Here is a 13,035-nt window from a genome sequence, read left to right as displayed (position 1 = left end):
AAACCCCGCTTCCGTTTGCCCGCGCCCTGGGCCTATGCCCTTTGCCACGCCGCATGATGGGCCAAAGTCGAGCTTAGGCGAGGGCCGGGCGGATATCGGTCTGCGGGAAGTCGTCGCCGACATAGAGCAGCGGGACGCGATGTACCCGCGCGCAGGCATAGGCGAAGCAGTCGCCGAGGTTCAGGCGGGCGGGATGGCGGCCCTTGCCGTAGCGGGCATGAGCGGGCATGGGCCGCGAGGGCTGCGGCGCTCTCTGGCCCGGCAATGGGCACGATTCGGATGTTGGCCGCCATGAGGAAGCGCAACACTTGCGATTCCGAAGCGGTCATGTCCTGGCTCAGTTTGCGCGTGAGGGCCGTCGCGGTCTCGAAAACGGCGAGCGCGGACGTGATCGGCGCATCCGCTCCGTCGAGGCAGCGCAGCAGAAGTTCCGCTCCCGGCTCCTCAGCAAGAATCGCGACCATCGCGGACGCATCGATGAACATCACTCGTCGTTCAGGCTATCGTAGAAGGCCTTGTCGGCCTCAAGGCCCGTGCGCGGCACCGCGGCAATCTCATCGAGCAGGGGTCTCAGCCGTTCCGCGAGGGGCACGTGCTGTTCCCTCCGCCGCAACTCGTTCGTGAGCGCGAGTCGCACCGCCTCGGTCTTGCTCACGCCGGCCCGCGATGCCAGCTTCTCGGCGAGCTGATTCACCTCTTCGCTGCGGATGTTGAGCGGCATCGCGGCCTCCGTGTAGACACGTGAGGCTAGTGTCTACACATCGCTGCCGCAAGCTGGCTGCCGCAAGCTGGCCGCCGCAAGACGGCCGGACCGTCCCAAAGGATTCCGATGACCCGCCTCGACGAGGCCCGCGCCGCACTGAAGAAGACCTTCGGCTACGAGGATTTCCGGCCCGGGCAGGACGAGGTGATCGGCGCGGTGCTCGACGGCGCCGACGTGTTCGCCGTCATGCCCACGGGCTCGGGCAAGTCGATGACCTATCAGCTCCCGGCGCTGGTCGATCCGGGGCTGACCGTGGTGGTCTCGCCGCTGATCGCCCTGATGCACGATCAGGTGCAGCAGATGAAGAGCGTCGGTGTCGAGGCCGCGACCCTCAACTCGACCGTGACGGAATCCGACTCGCGCGAGACGTGGCGGATGCTGCGTTCGGGCGAGCTGCGGCTCCTGTTCGTGTCGCCCGAGCGCCTGCTGATGGAGGGCTGCATCGAGGCCCTGCGCGGGGCCGGCGTCCGGCGGTTGGCCGTGGACGAGGCGCATTGCGTCTCGCAATGGGGCCACGACTTCCGGCCCGAATACCGGGAGATCGCCCGCGCCCGGACGACGCTCGGCAACGTCCAGACGCTCGCGCTCACCGCCACCGCCGACGCCGCGACCCGCGCCGAGATCGCCGAACGCCTCTTTCCGCAGGGCCGGCCGCCAAAGATCTTCGTCCACTCCTTCGACCGGCCGAACATCCGGCTGACCTTCCAGCCCAAGGACAACCCGGCCCGGCAGATCGAGCGCTTCCTGAAGCACCGGCGGTCCGAGAGCGGGATCATCTACTGCTCGTCGCGCAAGCGCACCGAGCAGCTGGCCGAGACCCTGAAGAAGGACGGGTTCGACGCGCTGCCCTACCATGCCGGTCTCGATCAGGCGACGCGCATGAAGAACCAGGACCGGTTCCTGCAGGAGGATGGGGTGGTGATGACCGCCACGATCGCCTTCGGCATGGGCATCAACAAGCCGGACGTGCGCTTCGTCTGCCATGCCGACATGCCCAACAACGTCGAGGGCTACTATCAGGAGATCGGCCGCGCCGGCCGCGACGGACTGCCGGCCGACACGCTCACCCTCTACGGCCTCGACGACATGGCGCTGCGCCGCCGCCAGATCGACGAGAAGGAGATCTCCGACGAGCGCCGCCGGGTCGAGCGCCGCAAGCTCGAGGCGATGATCACCCTGTGCGAGGGCGCCACCTGCCGGCGCCAGTCGCTGCTCGCCTATTTCGGCGAGATCAGCGAGCCCTGCGGCCGCTGCGACCTGTGCCGCGGCGGCGTCACCCTGGTGGACGGCACCGTCTCGGCCCAGAAGATCCTCTCGGCGATCGTGCGCACCGGCCAGCGCTTCGGCGCGGCCTATATCTGCGACGTGGTCCACGGCAAGGAGAGCGAGCAGATCCGCCGCAACGGCCACACCAGCCTCAAGACCTTCGGGGTCGGCGCCGACAAGCCGGTGGCGGCGTGGCGGGCGATCCTGCGCCAGCTCTTCGCGGGCGGGGCGATCGCCGAGAATGCCGACGGCTATGGCGGCCTGTCCCTGACCGCGAAAGGCGAGGCGATCCTGTACGGGCGCGAGCCGGTCCAGCTCCGCCCGGACCCCGAGAAGGCGGAGCCCCGCGAGCGGCGCCGCGCCGCGCCCCGGGAGGACGGGGAGATCGCGCTGTCGGAGACCGACGAGGCCCTGTTCCAGCACCTGCGCGGCCTGCGCGCGACGCTCGCCCGGGCCGAGGGCATCGCGGCCTTCATGGTCTTTCCCGATCGCACGCTGATCGAGATGGCCCGGCAGAAGCCCGTCGATCTCTGGGCCTTGCGTACGGTCCACGGGGTCGGCGAGCGCAAGCGCGAGGCCTATGGCGAGCGGTTCGTGGCGGCGATCGCCGAGTTCCTGGCGCATCCCGCGCCCCAATGAGCCGTCGCGCCGGGGAGGATCGTCCTCGGCGCAGTGGACCGGTTCGTGTAGGCAGGGCGCCTTCACCCGAATTGGCCGACTCATCATTTCCGTTTTCGCGCCCGCCGGGTCCCCGCTCCAAGACGGTCCGCGCGTATCCCGCAATCCGAGGGGGCGCGCCTTCGGGGCGTTCCGATCCTGCTCCGGCGGCTGTGGCGCTCGGGCTACGCGTCCGGCCTGTGGCGGGAGGGTCGGCGCTTCTCCACGGTGATCTTCGGCGTCCCCGCGATCTATCCGGCGCTCGTCCTCCTCAGCCTCGTCCTGGCGGGAAGCCCCGCCTTCCGCCGCCGGCCGCGCTGCAGCCCTGGTCCCTGCTGGCGGGGCCGCCCCCGGCCGACGGGATCCTCGGCGGGCTGATGCGGGCGATCCGCGGCAAGCTCCTCTACGTCCGCCACCTCGTGGACGACACCACCTTCCCCCACGCCTGCGCGGCCGGGCAGTCGCCCCGCGCCTCGGCGCCTTCGCGGACCGCATCCGCGCCGCCGAGGACGAGGCCGACGAGGTGGTGGGGGTCGAGCTTCCTCGGGATCGCAATGCTGGATCGGGCGGCCGGGAGAACGACCTCGCCCGGCCGCCGGTTCGCCAACACGGCCTCTGACCGGCAGGACGCGGAATCTGCGCCCGGCACGCGGCGCCGGCCGAGCCCCCGAGCCGGAATACCTGCGGATGTTGCCAGGGTGGGCGCTTCCGCTCTAGAGCCGGGGCAGCCTGGATCCCAGCCCGGTTCGGGCTCGCCGCGGCGCGCGTCTCCCGGGACGGGCCGCTCTCTGCCGAGACCCTTCGCATGTTCCGCAACGACGTTCCGATCACCCCCGAACTCGTGGCCCAGCACGGCCTGACTCCGGACGAGTACGAACGCTTCCGCGGCCTGATCGGGCGCGACCCGACGCTGACCGAGCTCGGCATCGTTTCGGCCATGTGGAACGAGCATTGTTCCTACAAATCCTCCCGCAAGCACCTGCGCGGCCTGCCGACCTCGGCACCCTGGGTGATCCAGGGGCCGGGCGAGAATGCGGGCGTCATCGATATCGGCGACGGCCATGCCTGCGTCTTCAAGATGGAGAGCCACAACCACCCGAGCTACATCGAGCCCTATCAGGGCGCGGCGACCGGCGTGGGCGGCATCCTGCGCGACGTCTTCACCATGGGCGCGCGGCCGATCGCGGCGCTCAACGCCCTGCGCTTCGGCTCCCCAGACCATCCGCGCACGCGCGCCCTCGTCTCGGGCGTGGTCGCGGGCGTCGGCGGCTACGGCAATTCCTTCGGCGTGCCGACCGTCGGCGGCCTGACCGGCTTCCACAAGCGCTACGACGGCAACATCCTGGTCAACGCCATGGCGGTGGGGCTCGCCCGCACCGACGGCATCTTCTACGCGGCCGCCGCCGGAATCGGGAACCCGATCGTCTATCTCGGCTCCAAGACCGGCCGCGACGGCATCCACGGCGCCACCATGGCGTCGGCCGAGTTCGACGAGGCATCCGAGTCGAAGCGCCCGACCGTGCAGGTCGGCGACCCCTTCGCCGAGAAGCTGCTGCTGGAGGCCTGCCTGGAGCTGATGGCGTCCGGCGCGGTCATTGCCATCCAGGACATGGGCGCCGCCGGCCTGACCTGCTCGGCGGTGGAGATGGGCGCCAAGGGTGACCTCGGCGTCGAGCTCGACATCGACAAGGTGCCGGCCCGCGAAGAGGGCATGACCCCCTACGAGATGATGCTCTCGGAGAGCCAGGAGCGGATGCTCATGGTGCTCAAGCCCGGCATGGAGGCCGAGGCCGAGGCGATCTTCGTGAAGTGGGGCCTCGACTTCGCGGTGATCGGACGGACCACCGACACGCTGCGCTTCGTCATCAAGTGGCACGGCGAGACCGTGGCCGACCTGCCGATCAAGGAGCTGGGCGACGAGGCGCCGCTCTACGACCGGCCGCATCTCGCCAACACGCACCAGCCGGTGATCGCGGCCTCGGAGGTCCCGGCGCCGGCCTCGCTGACCGACGCGCTCAAGCGCCTCGTCGGCTCCCCCGACCTCTCGTCCAAGCGCTGGGTGTTCGAGCAATACGACCACTTCATCTTAGGGAACACCGTCCAGAAGCCCGGCGGCGACGCCGCGATCGTCCGGGTCGAGGACGGGCCGAAGGGCCTCGCGCTCACCTGCGACGTCACCCCGCGCTACTGCGAGGCCGACCCGGTCGAGGGCGGCCGTCAGGCCGTGGCCGAGGCGTGGCGCAACATCACGGCGGTCGGGGCCAAGCCGCTTGCCATCACCGACAACCTGAACTTCGGCAACCCAGAAAAGCCCGAGGTGATGGGCCAGCTCGTCGGCTGCCTCCAGGGCATCGGCGAGGCCTGCCGGGCGCTGGATTTCCCGGTCGTGTCCGGCAACGTCTCGCTCTACAACGAGACCAACGGTGTCGGCATCCTGCCGACCCCGACCATCGGCGGCGTCGGCGTGCTCGACGACGTGGCGCGCCACGCGACGATCGCCCTCAAGCGCGCGGGCGACGTGCTGGTGCTGATCGGCGCCAGCGAGGGCTGGCTCGGCCAGTCGGCCTATCTCTCGGTGATCGAGGGCCGCGAGGAGGGCGCCCCGCCGCCGGTCGACCTCGCGCTGGAGCGCCGCAACGGCGACTTCGTCCGCGGCCTGATCCAGGCCGGCACCGTCGACACGGTCCACGACCTCGCGGATGGCGGCCTCGCGGTGGCGCTCGCCGAGATGGCGATGGCGGGCGGGATCGGCGCGGCGCTCTCCGACGTGCCGGTGGACCTGCCGCCCCACGCCTACCTGTTCGGCGAGGACCAGGGCCGCTACCTGCTGGCGGTGCGGCCGGAGGCGGCCACCGATCTCCTCTCGGCCGCCGCGGCCCAGGGCGTGGCGGCGGCGTCTGTCGGCGTGGCGGGCTCCGACCGTTTGACCCTACCGGGCGGCGAGACCATATCGCTCGCCGAGCTGTCCGCGGCGCACGAGGGCTGGCTGCCCGCCTACATGGCGAGCCAGCCGGCGGCGCCTGCGTCCTGATCCCTTCAAGCCCAGGAGTTCCCCGATGCCGATGGATGCGGGCGAGATCGAGCGCATGATCCGCGAGGCCCTGCCGGACGCGCAGGTGGAGATCCGCGACCTCGCAGGCGACGGCGACCATTACGCCGCCACGGTCCTGTCGGCGGCCTTCAAGGGCAAGACCCGGGTGGCGCAGCACCAGATGGTTTACGGCGCCCTCCAGGGAAGGATGGGCGGGGTGCTCCACGCCCTTGCGCTAACCACGGGCGTCCCGCAGGATTGAGGAGAAGACCCTCAGGCGTCGCGATGAGTCTCAAACCGTCTGTCGTCATCGAACGCATACGGCCACCGACCTGGGGGGAAACCCTCGCCTGGGAACGCGAACTGCTTGGCACCGTACTGGATGAGCCGTCCCTCTTCGAAGGCGTCCGCCATCTCGTCGCCCCCGAAGATTTCTCGATCGGCCTCCATGAGCGCCTATTCGAGGCCATGCCGAGGATAGCCGGGTCGGATGGTTCGATCGATCGCAGCGCGATCCCAGCCGCCCTCGGGAATTATGCGTGGGATGCGGACGGCGGTGTCGACGCTTGGCTTGATCGGTTGCTCGCCGAGCGCACGGATGCTCCCGCCGCGGTGCAGCGTGCGCGCGATATCCACGAGAACGCCGAACTGCGACGCGAGCAGCCCGACCTGATCGACAGCGACACCGTCGCGTGGTGCCATCAACAGGTCGCCCTGCTCGCGCGGCTCGCGGAGCGATCCGATCCTCTGTCGCGCCAGATCGACTGGCAGAACATCATCGAGGAGCTCCTCTACGTGGGCCGCTCGCAAGTCAGCGGCGTGGTCCGCAAGATGGAGCTGGTTTTCGAGCATCTCGTGAAACTTCTGTCCGATCCGAATGCGCCCAGTCGCAACCGCTGGCAGATCGAGATCGACGCGTTTCTGCTCCGGATCGCCCACGAGGCGAAGCCGTCCATGCGTCGGTTGATCGACTTGAATGCGGCCTGGCGGCGCGGCGTGTCCGATGCAGCTGCCGGCCTATCGGAATACGCGATCCGCGTACCGCGGGACCTGCCGCAGGAATGTCCGTTCAGCTACGAGGATCTGACCACGGGCACGCTGCGCGTCGTCGGCCTCCTTGAGAAGCTGGCCGGGACCGTCGATATGAAGCCAACCGAATAAACCCGAGGGACCCGATGACCGACGTCAACACGACCATCCAGAACGAGATCGCCTCCCAGGACGTGGTGGTGTTCATGAAGGGCACGCCGCAGATGCCGCAATGCGGCTTCTCGGGGCAGGTGGTGCAGATCCTCAACTACCTCGGCGTGCCGTTCAAGGGCGTGAATGTCCTGGCCGACCAGGAGATCCGCGAGGGTATCAAGGCCTTCTCGAACTGGCCGACCATCCCGCAGATCTACGTGAAGGGCGAGTTCGTCGGCGGCTGCGACATCACCCGCGAGATGTTCCAGTCGGGCGAGCTGCAGACCTTCCTGTCCGAGAAGGGCGTGCCGGTGAAGACCGCCGCCGCCTGATTTTTCCGGACCGGACGAACGGATCGGGGCGCCTGCGGGCGCCCTTTTTCGTGCGCGGCGTCCGGACCGAGCGGGGGGCGGTCACCCGTCGCCGGCGTGCATTCGCATTCGCCGCCGCGATCGCCTATATCAGACCCTTTCCAATCGTATGGATCGTTTGAACGCCATGGCGAGCCCGTCGCTCGACAGCGCCCGCGCGGCCGATGCCGCGATCGAGAAGGCGCCCGATTTCCTCCCCGAGGCGCTGCCCGGCCGCCGGCCCTCGCTGGTCGGCCTGACCCGCGATGCCCTCAAGGCGCAGCTCATCGGCATGGGCGTGCCCGAGCGCGAGAGCCGGATGCGCGCCGGCCAGGTCTGGCACTGGGTCAATTTCCGCGGAGCCCAGGACTTCGCCGAGATGACCAATGTCGGCAAGGCACTGAAGGCGCAGCTCGCCGAGCACTTCACCCTGGAGCGGCCCGAGGTGGCGAGCCGGCAGGTCTCCCGCGACGGCACCCGCAAGTGGCTGCTGCGCATGGCGCCGACCAACCGGCAGGAGCACAACCGCGGCGCCGAGATCGAGTGCGTCTATATCCCAGGCCCGGACCGGGGCACGCTCTGCGTGTCGAGTCAGGTCGGCTGCACCCTCACCTGCTCGTTCTGCCACACCGGCACCCAGCGCCTTGTGCGCAACCTCTCGTCGGCCGAGATCGTGCAGCAGCTCGTCACCGCCCGGGACGAGCTCGGCGACTGGCCCGGCCAGATGCCGAGCCGCGACGCCGGCGGCTCCGGCGAGGTCGGCCGGCTCGTCACCAACATCGTGTTCATGGGCATGGGTGAGCCCCTCTACAACCTCGACGCCGTGGTCGACGCGGTGGGGGTGATGTCCGACCAGGAGGGCCTCGGCCTGTCCCGTCGCCGGATCACGGTCTCGACCTCGGGTGTGGTGCCGCAGATCCCGCGGCTCGGCGAGCAGGCCAACGCCATGCTGGCGATCTCGCTCCACGCCGTGCGCGACGACCTGCGCAACGAGCTGGTGCCGCTCAACCGGAAATACCCGATCGCCGAGCTGCTCGCGGCGTGCCGGGCCTATCCCGGCCTGAGCAACGCCCGCCGGATCACCTTCGAATACGTGATGCTGAAGGGCGTCAACGATTCGGACGCGGATGCGCGCGAGCTGGTCCGCCTGCTCAAGGGCATCCCGGCCAAGATCAACCTGATCCCGTTCAACCCGTGGCCGGGCAGCCGCTACGAATGCTCCGACTGGGACCGGATCGAGCGCTTCTCCGAGATCGTGTTCAACGCTGGCTACGCCTCGCCGGTACGCACGCCCCGCGGCCGGGACATCCTGGCGGCCTGCGGCCAGCTCAAGAGCGAGACCGAGAAGCTGCGCGCCCGCGCCCGGCTGATGCAGGAGGAGGGCATCGGCGTGGAGAGCTTCTACGCCGGCGCCGACGATTGAACCGGCCCTGAGGCTCAGCCGCCGTGGAACTCGGCCACGTGCTGAGCCACGATCGCGTCGAAGGATTCGTCCGCCCGGAAGCCCAGGGCCAAAGCCGCCTCCGGCGCGAACGCCTCCGGCCAGGAGCCGACGATCCGCGCGATGGTGGCGTCGGGCTCGCGCCGGATCAGGGCCACGGCCTTGTCGCCCGCTGCGCGGCGCAGGGCTTCGATCTCCTCCGCCACCGTCGCCGAGACCCCCGGCATGGTCAGGCTGATCCGCGGCCCGATCGCCGCGAGGTCGAGCCCGGCCGCATGGACGAGGAAGCCCACCGCCGCCGCGGGGCTGGCGAACCAGTGCCGCACCGTGTCGGGCACCGGCAGGATCGCCTCCTGGCCGGCGAGCGGCTCGCGGATGATGCCTGAGAAGAAGCCCGAGGCCGCCTTGTTGGGCTTGCCCGGCCGCACGCAGATGGTCGGCAGGCGCAGGCCGATCCCGTCGAGGAAGCCGCGGCGCGCGTAATCGGCGAGCATCAGCTCGCCCATGGCCTTCTGCACCCCGTACGACGAAGCCGGGCGCAGGATGTGATCGTCCGGGATGACCTTGGGGAAGGGCGGCCCGAACACCGCGAGCGACGAGGTGAAGACGAGCTTGGGCCGGTAGCCGTCCGCCGCATTGGCCGCGCGGATCGCGTCGAGGAGGAGCCGGGTGCCGTCGAGATTGACCCGGTAGCCGAGTTCGAGATTGGCCTCGGCCTCGCCCGAGACCACCGCGGCAAGGTGGAAGATCACCCCCGGCCGCTCGGCGATGGCGGCCTCGGCGGCGCCGGGCACCGTGAGGTCGGCGGCCTCCGCCCGGACCGGGCCGGAAAAGCCCGCGGGTGCGGATGGCGGGACCACGTCGAGCAGGGTGAGGGCGGTGAGCGTCTGCCCGCCGACCCGGCCGTCCGTCACCAGGGCATCCACGAGGCGGCGGCCGATCATGCCGGCGGCGCCGAGAATCAGGGCGTGCATGAAATCCTCCCGAAAAACGTCATGGGATTCCAAAGGACGAGTCCTTTGGCGGGTGCAGGGCAGAGCCATGCGGTACGGATCCTCCACCCCCTGCGAGGGGGTGGAGGATCCGTGCGTCGGGGTTTCACCCCGACACCCCACCAAAGGGACTCGGTCCCTTTGGAAACCCCGTCACCGCATCATGTCGAGGGCGCGGCCGAAAAAGTCGGCGCCGCCGAAATTGCCGGATTTCAGGGCGAGCAGCATCGGCTCGGACCGGCCGGCGGTGCGCAGGACCGGAACGCCTGCGGCGATCTCCGGCCCGAGCAGGAAGGCGGTGAGCCCCAGCCGGTCGACCACCGCTCCGGAGGTCTCGCCGCCCGCCACCACGAGCCGGCGGACGCCGCGGGCGACGAGGCCCTCGGCGATGGCCGCCAGCGCCGCCTCGATGGCGTGGCCAGCCGCATCGACCCCGTGCTGGGCCTGCAGCGCGCGCACCGCCTCGGGGGCCGCCGAAGTGGCGATCAGCACCGGGCCGGCGGCGAGGCGTTGTTCGGCGAAGGCCAGGGCCTCGGCGACCACGTCGGCGCCCGCGAGCAACCGCGCCGGGTCGAGGCGCAGCACCGGCATGATCGCCTCCGCGGCAGCGACCTGTTGGAGGGTGGCCTGCGAGCAGCTGCCGGCGAGGCAGGCGGAGGCTCCCCCCACCAGCTCGCCGACGGCGGCGCCTGCGGCGTCCTGCGTGCCGCGCCCGTCGGCCACCAGCGCGCGGGCGAGGCCGAGGCCGAGGCCGGAGGCCCCGACCGAGAATTTGCGGCCGACGATCGCCCGGCCGAGCACTTCGAGATCGCTGTCGAAGATCGCATCCGCGATGGCCGCGCCCTTGCCCTCCTGGGCCAGCGCGTCGAGGCGGGCAGCTACGGCCTCCGCGCCCTTCGCGACCGTGGCTGTGTCGATCAGCCCGACGGGGCTCGCGCTCTGGCGGGCGAGCACGCGCACGAGGTTGGCGTCGCGCATCGGGTTGAGCGGGTGGTCCTTGAGCGGGCTCTCGTTCAGCGGCACGGACCCGACGAACAGGTTACCCTGGTAGACGCTCCGCCCGGTCTCCGGGAAGGCCGGCGTGACGAGGGCGATGGCCTCGCCGGCCTCTGCCCGCAGGGCGTCCATCACAGGGCCGATATTGCCCGCATCGGTCGAGTCGAAGGTCGAGCAGACCTTGAACATCACGTGGGCCGCGCCCCGGGCCCGCAGCCAGGCCTCCGCCGCGCGGGAGCGCGCCACGGCCTGATCGGCCGGGATCGAGCGGCTCTTGAGCGCCACCACCACCGCGTCGGCCTCCGGCAGGGCGCGATCATCGGCCGGCACGCCGATGGTCTGGATGGTGCGCAGGCCCGCCTTGGTCAGGGTGTTGGCGAGGTCCGAGGCGCCCGTATAGTCGTCGGCGACGCATCCCAGGGCGAGGCTCATCGGGCGTTCCCTCTGTAGGCGGCGAGCCAGCCGAGGCCCGCGACCGTGTCGGCGGCCGGGATGTACTCGCAGCCGACGAAGCCGCGGTAGCCGAGCCGGTCCAGCTCGTCGAACAGGAAAAAGTCGGCCATCTCGCCGGTACCGGGCTCGTGCCGCTCGGGCACGCTCGCGGTCTGGACATGGCCGATGAGCGGCATCAGGGCGCGCAGCCGCATGGTCACGTCGCCGTGCAGGATCTGGCAATGGTAGAGGTCGAACTGGAGCTTCAGGTTCGGCAGGGCCAGTTCACGGATCAGGTCAGCCGCCCGGCCGAAGTCGTTGAGAAAATAGCCCGGCATGTTCCGGCCGTTGATCGGTTCCAGGACGAGGTCGAGGCCGGCCGGCGCCAGCCGCTCCGCGGTCCATGTGACGGCCCGGCGGTAGGAGTCGATGGCGCGCGGGTCGTTCCAGGGGGCGAGACCCGCCATCAGGTGGAGCCTGCCGACACCGGTCGCCTCGGCGTAGCGAAGCGCGGTGTCGACGCCGGCCTTCAGCTCATCGAACCGCTCAGGAAACGCCGCCAAGCCGCGCTCACCCTTCGAGAAATCCCCTGGCGGCAGGTTGAACAGGGCCTGGGTCAGGCCATGCGCCCGCAGCCGCTCGCCGATGGCCTCGGGCGGGTGCTCGTAGGGGAACAGGAACTCGACGGCATCGAACCCGGCCTCGGCCGCGGCCTCGAACCGGTCGAGGAACGGCACCTCGTTGAACATCAGGCTCAGGTTGGCGGCAAAGCGCGGCATTCTTTAGGACTCCTGCCCGATTCTCGTCACCCGTTCGATCCGCCAAGCGGACCGTCATCCAACCGACCCACCTCATCCTGAGGTGCCGCAGCGGAGCGGAGGCCTCGAAGGAGCCCTCCAGCCAGCCGCGCGCTCCCTGAAGCCCTCCTTCGAGGCCCGCTAACGCGGTCACCTCAGGATGAGGGGGAGGGTGGGATCAGGCTTCCTCAAGCCTGGCCCGGCAGCGTCGCCCCCGAGACCTGCGCGTAGAGCCGCGCCACGGAGGCATCGTCGTCCCGGCCCATGCCGGCGCCGGACGCCATCAGGAACATCTGCAGCGCCGCGGCCGCCACCGGAACCGGGTACTTCTCGGCCCGGGCCATGTCCTGCACGATGCCGAGATCCTTGACGAAGATGTCGACCGCGCTCTTCGGGCTGTAATCGGCGTCGAGGATGTGGGGCACCCGGTTCTCGAACATCCATGAATTGCCCGCCGACTTGGTAATCACCTCGTAGACGCGGGCGAGGTCGAGCCCCTGCTTGGCCGCGAAGGCCATCGCCTCGCAGGCGGCGGCGATGTGGACGCCCGCGAGCAGCTGATTGATCATCTTGAAGGCCGCGCCCTGGCCGGCCGCGTCGCCGAGCTCGTAGAGCGTGCCCGCCATGGCATCGAGGGCGGGGCGCGCCTTGGCGAAGGCTTCCGCCGAACCCGAGGCCAGGAAGGTCAGGCCGCCATCCGCCGCGCGGGCGGCGCCGCCGCTCATCGGGGCGTCGAGGTAGTGGCGGCCCGTGGCCTCGAGCCGTGCCGCGAGGGCGCGGGCGATGGCCGGATCCATGGTGGCGGAGGAGACGAACACCGCGCCCTCCGGCATCGCGGCGGCGGCGCCGTCCGCGCCGAACAGGACGGCCTCGGTCTGGGCGGCGTTGACGACGACGCTCACCACCACGTCGGCCTCCCGCGCCGCCTCGGCCGGGTTCGCGGCCCCCCGGCCGCCGGCCGCTTCAAAGCGGGCCACCGCCTCCGGGTTCACGTCGCAGGCCGTCACGGAAAAGCCCGCCCGCAGGAGCGAGCCAGCCATGCCAGAGCCCATGGAGCCCAGGCCGATCACCGCGGCGCGGCGGGTGGAGGTGTCGGTGGTCATGGGAGGCCTCTTGGATTCCACAGGC

Annotated in this window: 11 protein-coding genes and 1 pseudogene; 6 read left to right on the top strand and 6 right to left on the bottom strand. The window is 70.4% G+C overall.

What is annotated here, in order from left to right:
* Positions 1 to 73: 73 nt before the first annotated feature.
* Together FVE89_RS04280 and FVE89_RS04275 are read right to left on the bottom strand one after the other, a co-directional pair.
* Positions 74 to 485 (bottom strand): annotated as a pseudogene (locus tag FVE89_RS04280) (type II toxin-antitoxin system VapC family toxin).
* Positions 485 to 721: a type II toxin-antitoxin system VapB family antitoxin gene (locus FVE89_RS04275; RefSeq protein ID WP_160532897.1), complete on the bottom strand. Its 237-nt coding sequence runs from the start codon at positions 719 to 721 to the stop codon at positions 485 to 487. The pseudogene FVE89_RS04280 and the gene FVE89_RS04275 overlap by 1 nt, the downstream one beginning before the upstream one ends.
* Positions 722 to 829: 108 nt before the next feature.
* Here FVE89_RS04275 and recQ point away from each other — a divergent pair, with 108 nt between their 5' ends.
* The 6 genes from recQ (at position 830) to rlmN (ending at position 8,672) form a co-directional block, all read left to right on the top strand.
* Positions 830 to 2,668, top strand: coding sequence for a DNA helicase RecQ (gene recQ, locus FVE89_RS04270; protein WP_160532896.1), 1,839 nt, complete (start codon positions 830 to 832; stop codon positions 2,666 to 2,668).
* 823 nt (positions 2,669 to 3,491) lie between these two features.
* On the top strand, positions 3,492 to 5,717 hold the full coding sequence (purL, locus tag FVE89_RS04265) for a phosphoribosylformylglycinamidine synthase subunit PurL (protein ID WP_160532895.1): 2,226 nt from the start codon (positions 3,492 to 3,494) through the stop codon (positions 5,715 to 5,717).
* A 25-nt stretch (positions 5,718 to 5,742) separates the two neighbouring features.
* On the top strand, positions 5,743 to 5,979 hold the full coding sequence (locus tag FVE89_RS04260) for a BolA family transcriptional regulator (protein WP_007568343.1): 237 nt from the start codon (positions 5,743 to 5,745) through the stop codon (positions 5,977 to 5,979).
* Positions 5,980 to 6,002: 23 nt separating this feature from the next.
* Entirely contained in the window at positions 6,003 to 6,878 is an 876-nt protein-coding gene (locus tag FVE89_RS04255; RefSeq protein ID WP_160532894.1) for a DUF29 family protein, read from the top strand.
* 14 nt (positions 6,879 to 6,892) lie between these two features.
* Positions 6,893 to 7,231, top strand: coding sequence for a Grx4 family monothiol glutaredoxin (grxD, locus tag FVE89_RS04250; RefSeq protein ID WP_012318124.1), 339 nt, complete (start codon positions 6,893 to 6,895; stop codon positions 7,229 to 7,231).
* Between the two features lie 166 nt (positions 7,232 to 7,397).
* Positions 7,398 to 8,672 carry a 23S rRNA (adenine(2503)-C(2))-methyltransferase RlmN gene (gene rlmN, locus FVE89_RS04245; RefSeq protein WP_160532899.1) on the top strand — a complete coding sequence of 425 codons (1,275 nt, stop codon included), beginning with the start codon at positions 7,398 to 7,400 and terminating at the stop codon, positions 8,670 to 8,672.
* Positions 8,673 to 8,686: 14 nt separating this feature from the next.
* Here rlmN and denD read toward each other — a convergent pair whose 3' ends face one another.
* From denD to ltnD, 4 genes are all read right to left on the bottom strand, one after another.
* The gene (denD, locus tag FVE89_RS04240) at positions 8,687 to 9,664 is read right to left on the bottom strand and encodes a D-erythronate dehydrogenase (protein WP_160532893.1); all 978 of its coding nucleotides are present in this window, start codon (positions 9,662 to 9,664) and stop codon (positions 8,687 to 8,689) included.
* 171 nt (positions 9,665 to 9,835) lie between these two features.
* On the bottom strand, positions 9,836 to 11,110 hold the full coding sequence (gene otnK / locus FVE89_RS04235; RefSeq protein WP_160532892.1) for a 3-oxo-tetronate kinase: 1,275 nt from the start codon (positions 11,108 to 11,110) through the stop codon (positions 9,836 to 9,838).
* Positions 11,107 to 11,889, bottom strand: coding sequence for a 2-oxo-tetronate isomerase (gene otnI, locus FVE89_RS04230; RefSeq protein ID WP_160532891.1), 783 nt, complete (start codon positions 11,887 to 11,889; stop codon positions 11,107 to 11,109). The genes otnK and otnI overlap by 4 nt, the downstream gene beginning before the upstream one ends.
* A 206-nt stretch (positions 11,890 to 12,095) precedes the next feature.
* Positions 12,096 to 13,010 carry an L-threonate dehydrogenase gene (ltnD, locus tag FVE89_RS04225; RefSeq protein ID WP_160532890.1) on the bottom strand — a complete coding sequence of 305 codons (915 nt, stop codon included), beginning with the start codon at positions 13,008 to 13,010 and terminating at the stop codon, positions 12,096 to 12,098.
* Positions 13,011 to 13,035 lie beyond the last annotated feature (25 nt).

The sequence above is a fragment of the Methylobacterium sp. 2A genome (assembly GCF_009806555.1).
Taxonomy (GTDB): domain Bacteria; phylum Pseudomonadota; class Alphaproteobacteria; order Rhizobiales; family Beijerinckiaceae; genus Methylobacterium.
This window is presented reverse-complemented; position numbering and strand designations above follow the sequence as displayed.